Source organism: Streptomyces poonensis (assembly GCF_014650915.1).
GTDB classification, from domain to species: Bacteria; Actinomycetota; Actinomycetes; order Streptomycetales; family Streptomycetaceae; genus Streptomyces; species Streptomyces poonensis.
In genome coordinates, this window is the sequence record NZ_BMVW01000006.1 from 33,035 (window position 1) to 51,818 (window position 18,784).

Annotated in this window: 19 protein-coding genes; 11 read left to right on the forward strand and 8 right to left on the reverse strand. The window is 72.7% G+C overall.

Annotated elements, in window-relative coordinates; translation table 11 throughout:
• Positions 1-135: 135 nt before the first annotated feature.
• Positions 136-675 (reverse strand): GNAT family N-acetyltransferase, encoded by a 540-nt coding sequence (locus tag IE242_RS17040; protein WP_189860048.1) that lies wholly within the window; start codon positions 673-675, stop codon positions 136-138.
• Positions 676-920: 245 nt separating this feature from the next.
• Between IE242_RS17040 and IE242_RS17045 the strand changes: the two genes are divergently transcribed.
• The 3 genes from IE242_RS17045 to IE242_RS17055 all read left to right on the forward strand — a co-directional run bounded on the left by IE242_RS17045 (position 921) and on the right by IE242_RS17055 (position 3,788).
• Positions 921-2,348, forward strand: a complete 1,428-nt coding sequence (locus tag IE242_RS17045; protein ID WP_229859090.1) for a DUF2252 domain-containing protein — start codon at positions 921-923, stop codon at positions 2,346-2,348.
• Between the two features lie 41 nt (positions 2,349-2,389).
• Positions 2,390-3,331, forward strand: coding sequence for a J domain-containing protein (locus IE242_RS17050; RefSeq protein ID WP_189860052.1), 942 nt, complete (start codon positions 2,390-2,392; stop codon positions 3,329-3,331).
• Positions 3,332-3,458: 127 nt separating this feature from the next.
• Positions 3,459-3,788, forward strand: a complete 330-nt coding sequence (locus tag IE242_RS17055) for a rhodanese-like domain-containing protein (RefSeq protein ID WP_189860610.1) — start codon at positions 3,459-3,461, stop codon at positions 3,786-3,788.
• Positions 3,789-3,849: 61 nt separating this feature from the next.
• Here IE242_RS17055 and IE242_RS17060 read toward each other — a convergent pair whose 3' ends face one another.
• The 5 genes from IE242_RS17060 to paaA are packed head-to-tail and all read right to left on the reverse strand — an operon-like array spanning position 3,850 to position 7,514.
• Complete coding sequence (locus tag IE242_RS17060; RefSeq protein ID WP_189860054.1) at positions 3,850-4,926, reverse strand: 2Fe-2S iron-sulfur cluster-binding protein; 1,077 nt, start codon at positions 4,924-4,926, stop codon at positions 3,850-3,852.
• Positions 4,926-5,483 carry a 1,2-phenylacetyl-CoA epoxidase subunit PaaD gene (gene paaD, locus IE242_RS17065; RefSeq protein WP_189860056.1) on the reverse strand — a complete coding sequence of 186 codons (558 nt, stop codon included), beginning with the start codon at positions 5,481-5,483 and terminating at the stop codon, positions 4,926-4,928. Before paaD ends, IE242_RS17060 begins: the two co-directional genes overlap by 1 nt.
• Positions 5,477-6,208 (reverse strand): 1,2-phenylacetyl-CoA epoxidase subunit PaaC, encoded by a 732-nt coding sequence (gene paaC, locus IE242_RS17070; protein ID WP_189860058.1) that lies wholly within the window; start codon positions 6,206-6,208, stop codon positions 5,477-5,479. Before paaC ends, paaD begins: the two co-directional genes overlap by 7 nt.
• Positions 6,205-6,492 (reverse strand): 1,2-phenylacetyl-CoA epoxidase subunit PaaB, encoded by a 288-nt coding sequence (gene paaB / locus IE242_RS17075; RefSeq protein ID WP_189860060.1) that lies wholly within the window; start codon positions 6,490-6,492, stop codon positions 6,205-6,207. Before paaB ends, paaC begins: the two co-directional genes overlap by 4 nt.
• Complete coding sequence (paaA, locus tag IE242_RS17080; RefSeq protein WP_189860062.1) at positions 6,489-7,514, reverse strand: 1,2-phenylacetyl-CoA epoxidase subunit PaaA; 1,026 nt, start codon at positions 7,512-7,514, stop codon at positions 6,489-6,491. Before paaA ends, paaB begins: the two co-directional genes overlap by 4 nt.
• 281 nt (positions 7,515-7,795) lie before the next feature.
• Here paaA and IE242_RS17085 point away from each other — a divergent pair, with 281 nt between their 5' ends.
• From IE242_RS17085 to IE242_RS17095, 3 genes are read left to right on the forward strand one after another with little or no spacing between them, the layout of a single operon-like run.
• Entirely contained in the window at positions 7,796-8,563 is a 768-nt protein-coding gene (locus IE242_RS17085; RefSeq protein WP_189860064.1) for a DUF5819 family protein, read from the forward strand.
• Positions 8,563-9,807, forward strand: a complete 1,245-nt coding sequence (locus IE242_RS17090) for an HTTM domain-containing protein (protein ID WP_189860066.1) — start codon at positions 8,563-8,565, stop codon at positions 9,805-9,807. Before IE242_RS17085 ends, IE242_RS17090 begins: the two co-directional genes overlap by 1 nt.
• Positions 9,788-10,555, forward strand: coding sequence for a TrmH family RNA methyltransferase (locus tag IE242_RS17095; RefSeq protein WP_189860067.1), 768 nt, complete (start codon positions 9,788-9,790; stop codon positions 10,553-10,555). The genes IE242_RS17090 and IE242_RS17095 overlap by 20 nt, the downstream gene beginning before the upstream one ends.
• Here IE242_RS17095 and paaN read toward each other — a convergent pair.
• Positions 10,552-12,243 (reverse strand): phenylacetic acid degradation protein PaaN, encoded by a 1,692-nt coding sequence (gene paaN, locus IE242_RS17100; RefSeq protein WP_189860069.1) that lies wholly within the window; start codon positions 12,241-12,243, stop codon positions 10,552-10,554. The genes IE242_RS17095 and paaN overlap by 4 nt on opposite strands.
• 159 nt (positions 12,244-12,402) lie before the next feature.
• Between paaN and IE242_RS17105 the strand changes: the two genes are divergently transcribed.
• On the forward strand, positions 12,403-13,917 hold the full coding sequence (locus IE242_RS17105; protein ID WP_189860071.1) for a 3-hydroxyacyl-CoA dehydrogenase: 1,515 nt from the start codon (positions 12,403-12,405) through the stop codon (positions 13,915-13,917).
• Positions 13,914-14,504, forward strand: coding sequence for a TetR/AcrR family transcriptional regulator (locus tag IE242_RS17110; RefSeq protein ID WP_189860073.1), 591 nt, complete (start codon positions 13,914-13,916; stop codon positions 14,502-14,504). The genes IE242_RS17105 and IE242_RS17110 overlap by 4 nt, the downstream gene beginning before the upstream one ends.
• A 45-nt stretch (positions 14,505-14,549) precedes the next feature.
• Here the strand turns inward: IE242_RS17110 and IE242_RS17115 are convergent, their stop codons facing one another.
• Positions 14,550-15,035, reverse strand: a complete 486-nt coding sequence (locus IE242_RS17115) for an Lrp/AsnC family transcriptional regulator (RefSeq protein WP_189860612.1) — start codon at positions 15,033-15,035, stop codon at positions 14,550-14,552.
• Between the two features lie 190 nt (positions 15,036-15,225).
• Between IE242_RS17115 and pdhA the strand changes: the two genes are divergently transcribed.
• From pdhA to IE242_RS17130, 3 genes are read left to right on the forward strand one after another with little or no spacing between them, the layout of a single operon-like run.
• Positions 15,226-16,374 carry a pyruvate dehydrogenase (acetyl-transferring) E1 component subunit alpha gene (gene pdhA / locus IE242_RS17120; RefSeq protein WP_189860075.1) on the forward strand — a complete coding sequence of 383 codons (1,149 nt, stop codon included), beginning with the start codon at positions 15,226-15,228 and terminating at the stop codon, positions 16,372-16,374.
• Positions 16,371-17,375, forward strand: coding sequence for an alpha-ketoacid dehydrogenase subunit beta (locus IE242_RS17125; RefSeq protein WP_189860077.1), 1,005 nt, complete (start codon positions 16,371-16,373; stop codon positions 17,373-17,375). The genes pdhA and IE242_RS17125 overlap by 4 nt, the downstream gene beginning before the upstream one ends.
• Positions 17,375-18,775, forward strand: coding sequence for a dihydrolipoamide acetyltransferase family protein (locus IE242_RS17130; RefSeq protein WP_189860080.1), 1,401 nt, complete (start codon positions 17,375-17,377; stop codon positions 18,773-18,775). The genes IE242_RS17125 and IE242_RS17130 overlap by 1 nt, the downstream gene beginning before the upstream one ends.
• Positions 18,776-18,784: the final 9 nt, after the last annotated feature.

Below are 18,784 nucleotides of genomic sequence, written 5' to 3' on the forward strand. Positions count from 1 at the left end.
GAAGGGTCTCCACCAGGACGGAAGTCCGGTGGGGGCCCTTCTTCATTGCCGGGAAGGCGTCGTGCGATGTGTGTGGCGCACCGTCGCTGAGAGTGAGGTATCTCACGGTCGCAGGTCGGCTCGGCGTCGGCTCGGTCAGTGGTCGGTGAGGGCACGTTGCATGAGGATCGTGTCGATCCACTGGCCGTGCTTGTGGCCGACGGCCGTGAGGCGGCCCGCCTCGGTGAAGCCGAAACGGCGGTGCAGGGCGAGCGAGCCGCCGTCCCCCGTGTCGGCGATCACCGCGATCATCCGGTGGATCCCGGCCGCGGCGGACTCCGTCAGCAGGACGTTCAGCAGGGCGGTGCCCAGTCCCCGGCCGGTGTGCCCCGGTGCGAGGTAGATGGTGTCCTCGGCCGTGTGCCGGTAGGCGGGCTTGGGGCGCCAAGGGCCGGCGTACGCGTAGCCGGCCACCGAACCGTCCACGTCGGCGACCAGGAAGGGCAGCCCGCGTGCGCGCCGGTCCTCCAGGATCCGTAGCCATTCGCCCGTGCTCCGGGGCGTCTCGTCGAACGTGGCCAGCGTCTCGGTGACGTAGTACGCGTTGATCTCCGCGATGGCCTCGACGTCCGCGGGGGCGGCCGGGCGGACGAGAGCGCCGGGGGAAGCGCCGGGGAGTGCCGGAGCGGCGGACATGAGGTCCTCCCTGTCTGGTGTTCGTCCGGTGTTCGTGCAGCGTTCGAGCCGTGCCGTGGGCGGTGCCTGGGTGACGGAGTTTTCCACAGGCGTGCGGGCGTGCCTTCGAGGTCGTGGACTTGTCCACAGGGTCCTGACGCTCTGCATCGAGCGCCTGTACGGTCGTCTTGAGTCGATGTTCGTGTGCGGGGGAGGCGGTCGCCGTGACCGACAGGGCTGTGGCGACGGACGAGGGGACGGCGGTCGTGGGCACGGAACCCGTGTCCGGCGGAGCGGTACCGGGCGAACACGCGCGGTTGCCCCGGGTGCGGGGGTTCGCGCGGTGGCCGTCGCAGAGCTCGCCCAGGGACGAGGGGAAGGCACTGCGCACGCGGGTGCCGCGCGCGGCGCACGCCGAGCTGACGCTCGACGCCGGCCGGCCGGACGCGGTGGTCGCCGTGGAGGAGTCCAACCAGGGCCGGATACCCGGACTCACACCGATACGGGTCGCCAGGATGGCCGCGACGCCCTTCGCGTTCCTGCGCGGTTCGGCCGGCCTCATGGCGTACGACCTCGCGCGGACACCCCTGACGGGCGTGGGCGCCCAGATATGCGGGGACGCGCACGCGGCGAACTTTGGCCTGTACGGGGACGCCCGCGGCGGACTGGTCATCGACCTGAACGACTTCGACGAGACCGTCCACGGCCCCTGGGAGTGGGACCTCAAGCGACTCGCCGCCTCCCTCGTACTGGCCGGGCGTGAGGCGGGCGCGGACGAGGACCGGTGCCGGGAGGCCGCGCACGACGCGGCGGGGGCCTATCGCCGCACGATGCGCCTGCTCGCCAAGCTGCCGGCGCTCGACGCCTGGAACGCCATCGCGGACGAGGAACTGGTCTCCCACACGGACGCCCATGACCTGCTCGGCACGCTGCAGCGGGTGTCGGAGAAGGCCCGGGCCAACACGAGCGGGCGGTTCGCGGCGAAGTCGACGGAGGTGTTGGAGGACGGCAGCCGCCGCTTCGTGGACGCGCCCCCGGTGCTGCGCCGGGTGCCCGACGCGGAGGCGGCTGCGGTGGCGCTCTCCCTGGAGGACTATCTGGGGACCCTGTCGGAGGACCGCCTGCCCCTCCTCGCCCGCTACGCGGTGCACGACGTCGCGTTCCGGGTGGTCGGCACGGGCAGCGTGGGCACGCGCTCGTACGTCGTCCTGCTGCTGGACCACCGGGGCGAGCCGCTCGTCCTCCAGGTCAAGGAGGCCCGTCCGTCGGCGCTGATCCCGCATCTCGCGGAGGCCGGCTTCGACGTGCCCGCGGTGTCGCACGAGGGCCGGCGGGTGGTGTTCGGGCAGAAGCGGATGCAGGTCGTCAGCGACACCCTCCTCGGCTGGACCTCGCTCGACGGGCGGCCCTTCCAGGTACGGCAGTTCCGCAACCGGAAGGGCAGTGTCGACCCGGTGGCACTCGCCGCCGACCAGATCGACGACTACGCGCGGATGACCGGCGCCCTGCTGGCCCGTGCCCACGCCCACAGCGCCGACCCCCGCCTCGTCACGGGCTACTGCGGCAAGAACGAGGAGCTGGACGAGGCGATCGCGTCGTTCGCGGTCCGCTACGCCGACCGTACGGAGGCGGACCACGCCGACCTCGTGACCGCGATCAGGGAGGGCCGGGTGGCGGCGGAGCCGGGAGTCTGAGGGAGCGGGCCGGTCGGACGGGTGTGGCCTACGCTGGTCGCGTGACGAGCCCGGAAGCCGATCAGTCCCAGCACCAGGCGCAGCCCGCGTCCGTGTCCCCCTCCGCATCCTCCGTACCCTCCTCCACGCCCGCGTCCGATGCCGACACCGGCGCACCTGCCGACGGGCCGCGGGAGCAGGAGCGCACCGGTGACAACGAGGGCGAGCGGCCCGAGGCGCGGCTGGAGCAGGCCGTGCGGGCGGCCGAACAGGCGCTGATCGAGTTCGAGATCGCCGTGGAGACCTTCCGCGTCGAGGTGGAGAACTTCTCGCGGCTGCACCACCAGAAGCTCGGTCCGATGTACGCCCGGCTCGACGAGCTGGACGCGCAGATCGCCGAGGCGAAGGCCGCGCGCACCGGGGCTCCGGAGGACATACGCGCCGCTCACGAGGCCCGGGCGCGGGTCATGCCCATGCCGGGAGTGGAGGAGCTGTTCCACGGCTGGATGGGCTCGGAAGGGCTGTTCCCCGAGGCCGCGGCCATGCTCACCGAGCAGCCCGTACGGCCCCCGGAGCGGGTGCGCCCGAGCGAGGAGGCCCGCAGGCTCTACCGGGAACTGGCCCGCAGGGCCCACCCGGACCTGGCGCAGGACGAGGACGAGCGCAAGCGGCGCGACGAGTTCATCGCCCGGGTCAACGCCGCCTACGGACGGGGTGACGAGGCGCTGCTGCGGGAGCTGTCCGCGGAGTGGGACGCCGGTCCGCTGCCCGCCGAACGCAGCCCCAGCCCCAGCGAGGAGCTCTACGCCCGCCTCGAATGGCTTTCCCAGCGCAAGGAATTGCTCACCCTGGTCGCCCGGGAGCTGGAGGAGGGGGCCATCGGCGCGATGCTCCGCCTGGCCCCGGACGACCCCGATCGTCTCCTCGACGAGATCGCCGAGCAACTCCTCGCCCAGGTCGCCGAGCGTGAGGCGGAACTGGCGCGGCTGCTGGCCGAGGGGTAGCCGCCGGCCGCGCCGCCGCGTTGACGGTCCATCGGGGTGCGCGGGGGCGGTCCGTCGCTGCCACGGTCGGTGCGCCGCGTGTTCCCGGTGGTCGGGTAGCGTCGTACGCATGCATTTCGGAGCTGCTGTGCCCACGGTGGAGGTCGCGGACCTCAAGGACGACGACTTCCTGCTGGACGTCCGCGAGCAGGACGAGTGGCAGGCGGGCCACGCCGAGGGGGCGCTGCACATCCCCATCAGCGAGTTCGTGGCCCGGTACGGCGAGTTCACCGAGGCGGCGCCGCGGGACGGGCGTGTCCATGTGATCTGCCGCAGCGGCGGACGGTCGGCCCAGGTCACGATGTACCTCGCCCAGCAGGGCATCGACGCCGTGAACGTCGACGGCGGCATGCAGGCCTGGGCGGCCGGCGGGCGCCCGGTCGTGGACGACGAGGGACAGCCGGGCTTCGTGCTGTGACCTCGGGGGCGACCTCGGGGGCGTGCCGCCCTTTCTGTTCCGCTCCGGCTCACCCCGGGACTCACCGGTCGAAGTCCAGCTCCACCTCCTCCGTCGCCGGGTGCGACTGGCAGGCCAGTACGTAACCCGCCGTGGTCTCCTCCGGCTCCAGCGCGTAGTTCCGGCCCATCCGTACCTCGCCCGACACAAGGAAGGCCCGGCAGGTCCCGCACACTCCGCCCTTGCAGGCGTAGGGCGCGTCGGGGCGGTTGCGCAGCACGGTGTCCAGGAGGGACTCGCCCTCACGCACCGGCCAGGCACCACCGCGGCCGTCGAGACGGACGGTGACCGTGCTGTGCGCGGGAGCGGCCGGGGCGGTGGTCGTGGCCGGAGCCGACGAGGTGCCGGAGTCCACGTGGAAGATCTCCTCGTGGATCCGGGACCGGGGCACCCCGAGGCCGCGCAGCGCCCGCTCCGCCCCCTGCACCAGCCCGTACGGCCCGCACAGGAACCACCCCGCCACCCCGTCCACGGGCAGCAGCGCCGGAAGCAGTCCGGCGAGCCGTTCCCGGTCGAGCCGCCCGGACGGCAGGCCCGCCTGCTGCTCCTCCCGGGAGAGCACCGTGACCAGCTGCAGCCGCTCCGGGAAACGGTCCTTGAGGTCGGCGACCTCCTCCAGGAACATCGTCGACGCCGCCGTACGGTCGCTGCGTATCAGACAGAACCGGGCCTCCGGCTCGCGCTCGAGCAGCGTGGTGACGATCGACAGCACGGGGGTGATCCCGCTGCCGCCCACCACCGCCGCGTACCGGCCGGGAGCGGGCTCCAGGGTGAAGCGCCCCGCGGGCGTCATCACCTCCACCTCGTCGCCGACGGTGATCTCCTTCAGCGCGTACGTGGAGAACGCCCCGCCCTCGACCAGCCGCACCCCGACTCTGAGCGTCGGCGGGCCGGCGGCGCCGGGGGCCGGAGCCGCGGAGCAGATCGAGTACGTGCGGCGGATCTCGGCGCCGTCGAGCATCCGGCGCAGGGCCAGGTGCTGGCCGGGCGCGTGCCGGTACTCCTCGCGCAGTCCGGGCGGAACGGCGAGGGTGAGCGCCACGGAGTCGTCGGTCAGCGGGTCGACCGCGGCCACCCGGAGCGTGTGGAAGCGGGCCATCACAACTCCTTGAAGTGGTCGAACGGTTCACGGCAGGACAGGCAGCGGCGCAGCGCCTTGCACACGGTGGACGAGAAACGGCTGAGCAGCTCGGTGTCGGCCGACCCGCAGTGCGGGCAGTGGACGGAACTGGTGGCCGCGGCCTGCTCGGTCTCCCCGGCCCGCGCGATGCGCGTGCGCGTCGGCCCCAGCGCCACCGGGACCGGCCCGGACGCCCGCCCCGCACGGGGCGGGGCGATGCCGAACGCCTGGAGCTTGCGCCGCCCTTCGTCCGTGATGTCGTCCGTCGACCAGGCGGGCGTGAGAACCGTGCGGACGGTGACCTCCCGCAGGCCGCGCTCGCGCAGTGCCCGCTCTATGTCCAGGGACATCGCCTCTATCGCCGGACAGCCGGTGTACGTGGGGGTCAGCTCGACCTCGACCGCATCCGTGCCGCGCAGGTGCACCGCGCGCACCACGCCCAGTTCCTCCAGAGTGAGTACGGGCAGTTCGGGATCGGGCACCGAACCCGCGATCCGCAGCAGCTCGGCCTCCAAGGGCGTGGTGGCCGTCACCATGACGCTCCCGGATGGCTGCGGTGCAGATGCTGCATCTCGGCGAGCATCCGCCCGAAGGGCTCGGTGTGCAGGCCCTGGCGTCCGGCGCCCGCCGTCCACGCCCCGGACTGAGGACCTTCGGGGACCGTCAGGGTGGCCCGTCCGAGCACGCCTTCCACGGACTTGCGCCAGACGGCCCGCAGCCCCTCCCAGTCGACCCCGTCCAGACCCTCCACCGGCTGGAACATCTCTCCGGTGAACCGCCACAGCGCCGTGCACGCGCGCTGCATCCGCTCATGGCTGTCGGCCGTGCCGTCGCCGAGACGCAGCGTCCACTGCTCGGCGTGGTCCTGGTGGTACGCGACCTCCTTGACGGCCTTCGCGGCCAGCCCGGCGAACTCGGTGTCCCCGGCCGCGAGCTGCCCGTACAGCAGCCTCTGGTACGTGGAGAAGTACAGCTGGCGGGCGATGGTGTGCGCGAAGTCGCCGTTCGGCTGCTCCACGAGCTGGACGTTGCGGAAGGCGCGCTCCTCGCGCAGATACGCCAGCTCGTCCTCGTCACCGGCCATCGACAGCAGCAGCCTGGCCTGGCCCAGCAGATCCAGGGCGATGTTGGCGAGGGCGACCTCCTCCTCGAGGACGGGGGCGTGCCCCGCCCACTCCCCCAGGCGGTGGGAGAGCACCAGGGCGTCGTCGCCGAGGGCGAGGGCGGCGACCGGGGCGGTGGAGGCGGTGGGCGCGGTCACAGGTGCTGCACCCCTTCCGGGATCTCGTAGAAGGTCGGGTGCCGGTACGGCTTGTCGGCGGCCGGCTCGAAGAACGGGTCCTTCTCGTCGGGCGAGGACGCCGTGATGGCGGCGGAGGGGACGACCCACAGGGAGACCCCCTCGCCGCGCCGGGTGTAGAGATCGCGTGCGTTGCGCAGGGCCAGCTCGGCGTCCGGGGCGTGCAGGCTGCCGGCGTGGGTGTGGGAGAGGCCGCGCCGGGAGCGCACGAAGACCTCCCACAAGGGCCAGTCGGTGTTCGTCATGCTCGCTCCGCTCCTGCCTCGCTGTCCGCCTCAGTGGTGTGCTTGGCCGCGTACGCCGCGGCCGCCTCCCGTACCCAGGCGCCCTCCTCGTGGGCCCGCCTGCGCTGGTCGATCCGCTGCTCGTTGCACGGGCCGTTGCCCTTGAGGACCTGCCGGAACTCCGCCCAGTCGATCGGGCCGAAGTCGTGGTGGCCCCGCTCCTCGTTCCACCTCAGCTCCGGGTCGGGGAGCGTGAGGCCGAGCGACTCGGCCTGGGGGACGCAGATGTCCACGAAACGCTGGCGCAGCTCGTCGTTCGAGTGGCGCTTGATCTTCCAGGCCATCGACTGCGTGGAGTGCTGCGACTCGTCGTCGGGCGGGCCGAACATCATCAGGGACGGCCACCACCAGCGGTTCACCGCGTCCTGCGCCATCTCGTGCTGCTCGGGGGTGCCGCGGCTGAGGGCGAGGAGCAGCTCGTACCCCTGGCGCTGGTGGAAGGACTCCTCCTTGCAGATGCGGACCATCGCGCGGGCGTACGGCCCGTACGAGCAGCGGCAGAGCGGGACCTGGTTGGTGATCGCGGCGCCGTCCACCAGCCAGCCGATCGCGCCGACGTCCGCCCAGGTCAGCGTGGGGTAGTTGAAGATCGAGGAGTACTTCTGGCGGCCGCTGTGCAGCTTGTCGAGGAGCTCGTCGCGGCCGGTGCCCAGGGTCTCGGCCGCGCTGTACAGGTACAGGCCGTGGCCCGCCTCGTCCTGGACCTTCGCCATCAGGATGGCCTTGCGGCGCAGGGACGGTGCGCGCGTGATCCAGTTGGCCTCCGGCTGCATGCCGATGATCTCGGAGTGCGCGTGCTGAGCGATCTGCCGGACGAGTGTCGAGCGGTAGGCGTCGGGCATCCAGTCGCGCGGTTCTATGCGCTCGTCGGCCGCGACGGCGGCGTCGAAGGCCACCTGGTACGCCGTGGTGAGCGCGGTGTCGCCCGCCGGCCCGTCCGTATCCGTGTGCGTCCGGGCCGCTCGGTGCGCTGCTGTCGCCATCGGTCCCCCTCGACCTCTCGCTCCCGACCGATCGTTCGGTTCGTGCCGAGTCAATGGTGAGCCGGGGCCCCGTAAGGTGTCAACCGCTGTGGACAACTCGTGGCGCCGGTGTGTGCGGTGTGTTGATACGACCGCCGTGCCCGCAGAGGCTGCGGCGGGCTGGCACGCCTGAGTACCGTTCGGTGTCGAACACCGTGGCGCGGCGGTCCACGGCCGTGGGGTCGGGCGCTGCGCGGCGGAGCGGGCAGGGCGTCGGACATCGGAATCGGGAGTCGGGGCGGATGGACGCGTACGACGAGGGCTCGGACGCCTCGCACGGGCCGGACGCCTCACAGGGACCGAACATCCCGTACGGGCGTGATGCCCCGGACGGGTTGAGAATCCCGACCGCGCCCGGAGAGCGTGCCGGTATCGCCGCGCTCCGTCTCCCCGCCCAGGTTTTCGTCGCGCTCGCGCTGGCGGTCGTGGGGGTGATCGCCTGTGTGCACCTCGCGATGGTCTTCCTGCACGTCGCGCCCGCGAACACGGTCACCAAGCAGCACGGTGAGGCGATCGACGGCTGGATCTACCCGGAGTTCGAGCAGAACTGGAAGCTGTTCGCGCCGAACCCGCTGCAGCAGAACGTCGCGGTGCAGGTGCGCGCCGAGATCCGCACCGCGGACGGCGGCAACCACACGACCGGCTGGTACGACCTGTCCGCGCTGGACGGCGAGGCCATCGACGGCAACCTGCTGCCGAGCCACACCCAGCAGAACGCGCTGCGCCGCGCCTGGGACTTCTACGTGACCTCGCACGACGGAGACGACCGCCCGACCGGCCGGCGCGGGGATCTGTCCGAGCGGTATCTGCGCCGCATCGTCGTCATGCGCCTCGAAAGGGAGGACGCCGCGGGGCCGGGCGGAGCCGTCGAACGCGTCCAGGTCCGCTCCCGTACCACCAATGTGCAGCCGCCGGAGTGGAGCGAGGAGCAGGTGTCCGACAAGTCCGTCGTCCGTGAACTTCCCTGGTGGAAGGTGACCGAACGGGACCGGACGGGGGCGGGCGTGTGATGAGTCGGTTCGCCGCCGCGATCGGCCGCGGTATCGCCCGGGTCACGGACCGCGCGCTGGGGCCGTACCAGACGGCTGTCGTCCGCGTCGGCTTCGCCGCGACCTGGCTGCTGTTCCTGCTCCGCGAGTTTCCGCACCGGCAGGAGATGTACGGGCCCGACGGGCCCTGGAGCTGGGACCTCGCCCAGCAGCTCGTGGCGGGCAACGGCGCCTTCACGGCGTTGATGTGGTCCGACAGCCGGATCTGGCTGGAGGCCGTCTACGGTCTGGCCGTGCTGTCCGCCGCGCTGTTCCTGCTGGGCTGGCGCACCCGCACCACGAGCGTGCTCTTCATGGTCGGTGTCCTCTCGTTGCAGAACCGCAGCGTCTTCATGGGCGACGGCGGCGACAACGTCATCCACCTCATGGCGATCTACCTCGTGTTCACGCGCTGCGGTCAGGTGTGGTCCCTGGACGCGCGCCGGGCACGGCTCGCGCATGCGGCACGCGCGCGTGGGGAGCGGTCCCCGACGGACAGGGTGGGGCCCGTTCTGTGGTCGGTGCTCGGCTTCGCGCTGCTGCTCGCGTCGCTCGCGGGCCGGCTGGACGGCGACTGGACGGTGTTCTTCTGGGGGCTGTGGGCGGTGCAGGGCCTGTGGTGGCTCGTCGGGCACCGTGCGCGCGGCGCCGAGCCCCGCGTCCTCCTCGATCTGATCGCCAACCTCGTGCACAACGCGGCACTTCTCGTGATCATGGCCGAGGCCTGTCTGATCTACGCCACGGCCGGCTGGTACAAGATCCAGGGTTCGCGCTGGCAGGACGGCACCGCGGTGCACTACCCGCTTCACCTCGACTACTTCTCGCCCTGGCCGGCCCTGTCCGACCTGCTGTCGGCGAACGGCATGCTGGTGATGCTGGTGACGTACGGGACGGTCCTCGTGCAGGTCGCCTTCCCGTTCGCGCTCTTCAACCGGCGCGTCAAGAACGTCCTCCTGGCGCTGATGATCACCGAGCACGCCGTGATCGCCGTCGTGCTGGGCCTGCCGTTCTTCTCGCTCGCGATGATTGCCGCCGACGCGGTGTTCCTGCCGACGTCCTTCCTCCGGTGGATGGGCGGACAGGCGGCACGCGCGCGGGACGGGCTTCACCGGCGCCGCCCCCGGAAGGACCGCACGCTTCCCGTGCCGCGCGGGCGGCAGTCCGCCGCCCCGGGGGACGCGGAGCACGCACCCGTAGGCTTCACGCATGAACGATCCGGTACGTGACTGGCGGCGGCTCGCCGACTCCTCCGTCCTGCTCGACGGCTTCCACGCCCTCAAGCACGCGGTGCGCTTCGGCGCCGAGGTGCCGCTGGCCGTCACGACCGACCGGCAGGCGGCACTCGCCCTCGCCGACGAGCTGGCCCCGGACGTACGGGACACGCTCGACGTGCTGCTGACGGAGGTCCCGGAGACCACGTACGTCACCTTGGTGCCGCGCCCGCACCCCACCGCGGTGGCCGCGCTGGCGGTGCGCCCCTCGCGGGAGGCCGGTCTGCGGGCACTGTCCCGCACGCCCCGCGCCGCTCCCGTGGTCGTCCTCGACAACCCGCGCAACCTCGGCAACGCCGGAGCCGTGATCCGGCTCGCGGCCGGCTTCGGCGCGACCGGGGTGGTCACCACGGGGACGCTCGACCCCTGGCACCCCACGGTCGTCCGCGGCGGGGCGGGCCTGCACTTCGCGACCACCGTGGAGCGGCTGGGCGTGGACGAGCTGCCGCCGGGCCCGGTGTTCGCGCTGGACCCGGAGGGCGACGACATCCGTGGGGTGAAGCTCCCGGACGACGCCGTGCTCGCCTTCGGCTCCGAGCGCAGCGGGCTGTCCGCGGAGCTGCGGGAGCGCACCGACCACCTGGTGTCGCTGCCGATGCGCCCCCAGGTCTCCAGCTACAACCTCGCGACCAGCGTGGCCATGACGCTGTTCCACTGGAGCGCCGGCGGGGGCGCACCGCTCGCCGTGGACGACCGGGCCTAGGCCTGCCGGCGCACCTCCACCACCCGGAAGCGGTTCGCCACGAAGGCGCCGTCGCACAGCGCCGCGTTGGCCGCCGGGTTGCCGCCCGAGCCGTGGAAGTCCGAGAACGCGGCCGTCTGGTTCACGTACACCCCGCCCGTGAGGTTCAGCGAGAGTTGGGCGGCCTCCTCCAGGCACACCTCCTGGACGTCCTGCTCGACGGCCTCCGAGGTGGTGTACGCGGCGACCGTCATCGCGCCCTTCTCGCGGATCGTGCGCCGCAGCAGCTCGACCGCGTCGGCCGCCGAGTCCACGGCGACGGCGAAGGAGACCGGGCCGAAGCACTCGCTCATGTACGCCGCCTCGGAGTCCGGCTTGGCGCCGTCCAACTTGACGATCACCGGGGTGCGCACGACCGCGTCCGGGAACTCCGGGTTGGTGATCTCACGGGAGGGCAGGGCGACCTCGCCGAGCGCCGCGGCCGCCTCCAGACGCGCCTTCACGTCCGGGTTCACGATCGCGCCGAGCAGGGCGTTCGCGCGCGCGTCGTCCCCGAGCAGGCCGTCCACCGACCGCGCGAGGCCGGCGACGACCTCGTCGTAGGACTTGGGGCCCTCGTCCGTGATGATCCCCGTGCGGGGGATGAGCAGGTTCTGCGGGGTGGTGCACATCTGGCCGCTGTAGAGGGACAGCGAGAAGGCCAGGTTCGAGAGCATGCCCTTGTAGTCGTCCGTCGACTCGATGAGGACCGTGTTGACGCCGGCCTTCTCCGTGTAGACCTGCGCCTGGCGGGCGTGGGACTCCAGCCAGTCGCCGAAGGCGGTCGAGCCCGTGTAGTCGATGATCCGGATCTCCGGGCGGACGGCGAGCGTCTTGGCGATGCCCTCGCCGGGCCGCTCGGCGGCCAGCGCCACCAGGTTCGGGTCGAAGCCCGCCTCGGCCAGCACCTCGCGCGCGATCCGCACGGTGAGCGCGAGCGGCAGCACCGCGCGCGGGTGGGGCTTCACCAGTACCGCGTTCCCGGTGGCCAGGGACGCGAACAGGCCCGGGTAGCCGTTCCACGTCGGGAAGGTGTTGCAGCCGATGAGCAGGGCGACACCGCGCGGGACGGGCGTGAACTCCTTGGCCAGTACGAGCGGGTCGCGCTTGCCCTGCGGCTTGGTCCACTCCGCGGCGGCGGGGGTGCGCAGCTGCTCGAAGCAGGCGTACGCGACCGCCTCCAGGCCGCGGTCCTGTGCGTGCGGGCCGCCCGCCTGGAACGCCATCAGATACGCCTGACCGCTGGTGTGCATGACCGCGTGCGCGATCTCGTGCGTACGGTCGCTGATCCGCTGGAGGATCTCCAGGCAGACCGCGGCGCGCAGCTCCGGGCCCGCGTCGCGCCACGCGCCCTGGCCCGCGCGCATGGCGGGCAGCAGCACGTCCACGTCGGCGTGCGGGTACGTGACGCCGAGCTCGACGCCGTACGGCGAGACCTCGCCGCCGACCCAGTCGTCCGTGCCCGGCTGGCCGAGGTCGAGGCGGGTGCCCAGGAGGGCGTCGAAGGCGGTCTTGCCCTCCGCGAGGCTCAGGCTGCCGTTCTCGCCGTACGCCTTGGGGTGCTCGGGGTGCGGTGACCAGTACGCGCGCGTGCGGATCGCTTCCAGCGCCTGGTCGAGGGTGGGCCGATGCTTGGCGATCAGTTCGTGGTCGGTGAGTTCGGTGGCCATGCGGGACCAACTCCTCGTTTCAAGAGCTCCTCGTCGAGCTCATGACCTGGGCGGAAACCAGGACGGGAACGGACGACAGAGTTAGAGTAACCGAACGATCGGTCGGTACAAGGGGGTCCGCCGTATCTGCGGACAATGTCGTGCGGGAGGATCGCGCACATGACAGGACTCGACCTCAGCAGCCCCGTGGCCGTCGTCGGCACCGGCACCATGGGCCAGGGCATCGCCCAGGTCGCGCTGGTCGCGGGCCACCCCGTACGCCTGTACGACGCCGTGCCCGGTCGCGCCCGCGAGGCGGCGGACGCGATCGGCGCCCGCCTCGACCGGCTCGTCGAGAAGGGGCGGCTCACCGGCGCCGACCGGGACGCGGCACGGGCCGGGCTGCGGCCCGCCGACGGCCTCGCCGAGCTCGCGGACTGCGGCCTCGTCGTGGAGGCGGTGCTCGAACGCCTCGACGTGAAGCAGGAGCTCTTCCGCGCGCTGGAGGACGTCGTCGCCGAGGACTGCCTGCTCGCCACCAACACCTCGTCCCTGTCCGTCACGGCCATCGGCGGCGCGCTGCGCCACCCGGGCCGGTTCGTCGGACTCCACTTCTTCAACCCGGCACCGCTGCTGCCGCTCGTCGAGGTGGTCTCCGGGTTCGCGACGGACGTCACGTCGGCCACGCGCGCGTACGAGACGGCCCGTTCCTGGGGCAAGGCCCCGGTGGCCTGCGCGGACACCCCGGGCTTCATCGTCAACCGCATCGCACGGCCCTTCTACGCCGAGGCGTTCGCGGTGTACGAGGCCCAGGCCGCCGACCCCGCCACCATCGACGCGGTGCTGCGCGAGTCCGGCGGCTTCAAGATGGGCGCCTTCGAACTGACCGACCTCATCGGGCAGGACGTCAACGAGTCGGTCACCCGCTCCGTGTGGGAGGCCTTCTTCCAGGACGTGCGCTTCACGCCCTCGCTGGCCCAGCGGCGGCTCGTCGAGTCGGGCCGCCACGGCCGCAAGACCGGGCACGGCTGGTACGACCACGCGGACGGCGCCGAGCGCCCCGAGCCGCACAGCGCGGAGGAGGCCCGGCCGCCCGCTTACGTCGTCGCCGAGGGCGACCTGGGCCCCGCCTCCGAGCTGCTCGCGCTGGTCCGCGAGGCGGGCATCCCCGTCCGTGCGGAGGACGAGGACCACGGCACCCGCTTCGTGCTGCCGAGCGGCGGCCAGCTGGTCCTCGCCGACGGGCAGACCTCCGTGGAGTTCCGGGACGTCGTCTACTTCGACCTGGCGCTCGACTACCGCAAGGCCACCCGCATCGCCCTGGCCGCCTCGCAGGACACCTCCCCGCAGACCCTCTCCGAGGCGACCGGGCTGTTCCAGGCGCTCGGCAAGAAGGTCAGCGTCATCGGTGACGTGCCCGGCATGATCGTGGCGCGCACGGTCGCCCGGATCGTCGACCTCGCGCACGACGCCGTGGCCAAGGGCGTGGCCACCGAGGAGGACATCGACACGGCCATGCGTCTGGGGGTCAACTACCCCCTGGGCCCGATCGAATGGAGCCGCAGGCTCGGCCGGGACTGGGCGTACGACCTCCTCGACGAACTGCACCTGCGCGACCCGTCCGGGCGCTACGCGCCGTCCCTCGCGCTCTACCGCCACGCGCACGCCTCCGACAAGCGGGAGGGCACCTCATGACCACCGCCAAGCGCGACACGTACACCCCGGAGACGTTGCTCTCCGTCGCCGTCCAGGTCTTCAACGAGCGCGGCTACGACGGCACGTCGATGGAGCACCTCTCCAAGGCGGCCGGCATCTCCAAGTCGTCGATCTACCACCATGTCGCGGGCAAGGAGGAACTGCTGCGCCGCGCCGTCAGCAGAGCGCTCGACGGGCTCTTCGGCATCCTCGACGAGGAACCCGCGCGCGTGGGGCGTGCCGTGGAGCGCCTGGAGTACGTGGTGCGCCGCATGGTCGAGGTGCTCACCGCCGAACTGCCCTATGTGACGCTGCTGCTGCGGGTGCGCGGCAACACCGGCACCGAGCGCTGGGCGCTGGAGCGGCGGCGCGACTTCGACCACCGGGTCGCCGAGCTGCTGAAGGCCGCGGCGGCCGACGGTGACGTCCGCGCGGACGTGGAGGTACGGCTCGCGACCCGGCTGGTCTTCGGAATGATCAACTCGATCGTGGAGTGGTACCGGCCGGACGGGCGCGGCATGGGTGAGCGCGAGGTCGCCGACGCCGTCGTCCGGCTGGTCTTCGGAGGGCTCCGCAAGGAGAGCTGAGGAGCGAGGGGAGCTGAGCGATCCGGCGGGTTACCCGGAGGGCCCTCATCCCTCCGGGTCCAGGTCCTCCTCCTCGAACACCAGCAGCGTCCGCGTACTGAGCACCTCGGGCATGGCCTGGAGCCGGGTGAGCACCAGCTCACGCAGGGCCTTGTTGTCCGGGGTGTGCACGAGCAGCAGGACGTCGAAGTCGCCGCCCACGAGGGCGATGTGGGAGGCGCCGGGCAGCGCTCTGAGCCGCTCGCGGACCGTGCGCCAGGAGTTCTGCACGATCTTCAGGGTGATGTACGCGGAGGTTCCCTGACCCGCGCGCTCGTGGTTCACGCGCGCCCCGAACCCGCGGATCACACCGTCCTCGAGGAGGCGGTTGATCCGGGCGTACGCGTTGGCCCGCGAGACGTGCACCCGCTCGGCGACCGACCGTATCGAGGCGCGGCCGTCCGCCTGGAGTATCTGCAGGATGTCCCGGTCGATCGCGTCCAACGGGCGTGGGGGCGGCGGAACCGGGCCGGGCTCCGACGGATCGGCCATTTGTTCAGGTGTCATGTCCCCCCGCCTCCCTGCCATGGACGTACTGCGTCCATCACAGGCTGTGGAGAACCGTTTGTCCACAGCCTGACGGTGCCTGTAGCCAAAATGTGCCGACGACCGAACAATCGGTAGGTGAGGCGCGTCACAGACGACGCGCCTCCCGTAGCCGCTCCCACGAGGAGGTGCCGTCATGACGGTCATGGAGCAGCGGGGTGCCTACCGGCCCACGCCGCCGCCCGCCTGGCAGCCCCGCACGGACCCCGCGCCGCTGCTGCCCGACGCGCGCCCCCACCGCGTCCTGGGCACCGAGGCGGCCGCCGGGGCGGACCCCGCCCTGCTGCGCCGGCTGTACGCGGAGCTGGTGCGCGGCCGCCGTTACAACGCGCAGGCGACCGCCCTCACCAGGCAGGGCCGGCTCGCCGTCTACCCCTCCAGCACCGGCCAGGAGGCCTGCGAGATCGCCGCCGCGCTCGCCCTCCAGGAGCGCGACTGGCTGTTCCCCAGCTACCGCGACACACTCGCCGCCGTCGCCCGCGGCGTCGACCCGGTCGAGGCCCTCACCCTCCTGCGCGGCGACTGGCACACCGGCTACGACCCGTACGAGCACCGCGTCGCGCCCCTGTGCACCCCCCTCGCGACCCAGCTCCCGCACGCCGTCGGGCTCGCGCACGCGGCCCGCCTCAAGGGTGACGACGTGGTCGCGCTCGCCCTGGTCGGCGACGGAGGCACCAGCGAGGGCGACTTCCACGAGGCGCTGAACTTCGCGGCCGTCTGGCAGGCGCCGGTCGTCTTCCTCGTCCAGAACAACGGCTTCGCGATCTCCGTCCCGCTGGACCGGCAGACCGCCGCCCCCTCCCTGGCCCACAAGGCCGTCGGGTACGGGATGCCGGGCCGTCTGGTGGACGGCAACGACGCCCTCGCGGTCCATGAGGTGCTCGGCGAGGCCTTGGCCCACGCGCGCGCGGGTGGCGGCCCCACGCTGGTCGAGGCCGTGACGTACCGCATCGACGCCCACACCAACGCGGACGACGCGACCCGGTACCGCGACGACGACGAGGTGGAGGCCTGGCGCGCACACGATCCGATCGCGCTCGTGGAACGGGAGCTGACCGCGCGCGGGCTCCTCGACGAGGACGCCATACGGGCCGTGCGCGAGGACGCCGAGGCGATGGCCGCGGACCTCCGCGAGCGGATGAACCAGGACCCGGCGCTCGACCCCATGGACCTGTTCACCCACGTGTACGCCGAGCCGACGCCGCAACTGGCCGAGCAGTGCGACCAGTTGCGGGCGGAGCTGGACGCCGAGGCCGAGGCCGAGGCGGAAGGGGCGGGCCGATGACCACCGTCGCCGTGAAGCCCGCCACCATGGCCCAGGCCCTCACGCGCGCGCTGCGCGACGCCATGGCCGCCGACCCGGCGGTCCACGTCATGGGCGAGGACGTCGGCACGCTCGGCGGGGTCTTCCGCGTCACCGACGGGCTCGCGAAGGAGTTCGGCGAGGACCGCTGCACGGACACGCCCCTCGCCGAGGCGGGCATCCTCGGCACGGCCGTCGGCATGGCGATGTACGGGCTGCGGCCCGTGGTGGAGATGCAGTTCGACGCGTTCGCCTACCCGGCGTTCGAGCAGCTCGTCTCGCACGTGGCGCGCATGCGCAACCGCACGCGCGGGGCGATGCCCCTGCCGATCACCGTCCGCGTCCCGTACGGGGGCGGCATCGGCGGCGTGGAGCACCACAGCGACTCCTCCGAGGCGTACTACATGGCGACTCCGGGGCTCCATGTCGTCACGCCCGCGACCGTCGCCGACGCGTACGGGCTGCTGCGCGCGGCCATCGCCTCCGACGACCCGGTCGTCTTCCTGGAGCCCAAGCGGCTGTACTGGTCGAAGGACGCCTGGAACCCGGAGGAGCCGCAGACCGTCGAGCCCATAGGGCGGGCGGTGGTGCGGCGCAGGGGCCGTAGCGCCACGTTGATCACGTACGGGCCGTCCGTGCCCGTCTGCCTGGAGGCGGCCGAGGCGGCCCGGGCCGAGGGCTGGGACCTGGAGGTCGTCGACCTGCGCTCGCTGGTGCCGTTCGACGACGAGACGGTCACCGCGTCGGTACGGCGCACCGGGCGCGCGGTGGTCGTGCACGAGGCGGGCGGTTTCGGCGGGCCCGGCGGCGAGATCGCGGCCCGCGTGACCGAACGGTGCTTCCACCACCTGGAGGCCCCCGTCCTGCGCGTCGCCGGATTCGACGTCCCCTATCCGCCGCCGATGCTGGAGCGGCACCACCTGCCCGGCGTCGACCGCATCCTGGACGCCGTGGGACGCCTGCAGTGGGAGGCGGAGAGCTGATGGCCCAGGTACTGGAGTTCAGGCTGCCCGACCTCGGTGAGGGGCTGACCGAGGCGGAGATCGTGCGCTGGCTGGTGCGGGTCGGGGACGTGGTCGCCGTCGACCAGCCGGTGGTGGAGGTCGAGACGGCCAAGGCCATGGTCGAGGTGCCGTGCCCGTACGGGGGTGTGGTCACCGCGCGCTTCGGCGAGGAGGGCGCGGAACTCCCCGTGGGCGCCCCGCTGCTGACGGTGGCCGTGGGTGGGCCGTCGGACGACGGTCAGGGCTCCGGGAACGTGCTGGTGGGCTACGGCACGGGGGCGCCCCCGGCGCGGCGCGGGCGGGTACGGCCGGGGCGTACCGGGCGGTCCGTCGACGGCGTCGCGGCGCAGGGGGCGTCGGCGGTGGCGGCGGCCCAGGCGCCGGACGCAGCCCCGGAGAGCCAGGTGAAGGCCGAGGCGACCGGCACCGCGTCCGGGCGCCCGGACGGCCCGGTGCCGGTCATCTCGCCGCTCGTCCGCCGGCTCGCCCGGCAGAACGGCCTCGATCTGCGGAAGCTGCCGGGCTCCGGGCCCGACGGGCTGATCCTGCGCGCGGACGTGGAGCGCGCCCTCCGGGAGGCCACCGGGGCTCCGGCGCCCGCGGCGAGCGCCAGCCCGCCGGTAGCCGCAGCCGCACCTGTTCCTGCCCCCGCACCCGCTCCTGCTCCCGCCACCGCCACCGCCACCGGGCCCGGAACGCGGATCCCCCTCCGCGGTGTGCGAGGCGCCGTCGCCGACAAGCTCTCCCGCAGCCGGCGGGAGATCCCGGAGGCCACCTGCTGGGTGGACGCCGACGCCACGGAACTCCTGAACGCGCGCGCGGCCATGAACGCGGCAGGCGGGCCGAAGATCTCCCTGCTGGCCCTGCTGGCGCGGATCTGCACCGCCGCCCTCGCGCGTTTCCCCGAGCTCAACTCCACCGTCGACACCGAGGCCCGCGAGATCGTCCGGCTGGACCAGGTGCACCTGGGCTTCGCCGCGCAGACCGAGCGCGGGCTCGTCGTCCCCGTGGTCCGGGACGCGCACACGCGGAACGCCGAGTCGCTGACCGCCGAGTTCGCGCGGCTGACGGAGGCCGCGCGGGCGGGGACGCTGACGCCCGCACACCTCACCGGCGGGACCTTCACGCTGAACAACTACGGCGTGTTCGGCGTCGACGGCTCCACGCCGATCATCAACCACCCCGAGGCGGCCATGCTGGGCGTCGGCCGCATCATCCCCAAGCCCTGGGTGCACCGGGACGAGCTGGCCGTCCGTCAGGTCGTGCAGCTCTCGCTCACCTTCGACCACCGGGTCTGTGACGGCGGCACGGCGGGCGGGTTCCTGCGGTACGTGGCGGACTGCGTCGAACGGCCGGTGGTACTCCTGCGTTCCCTGTGATCTTCAGGG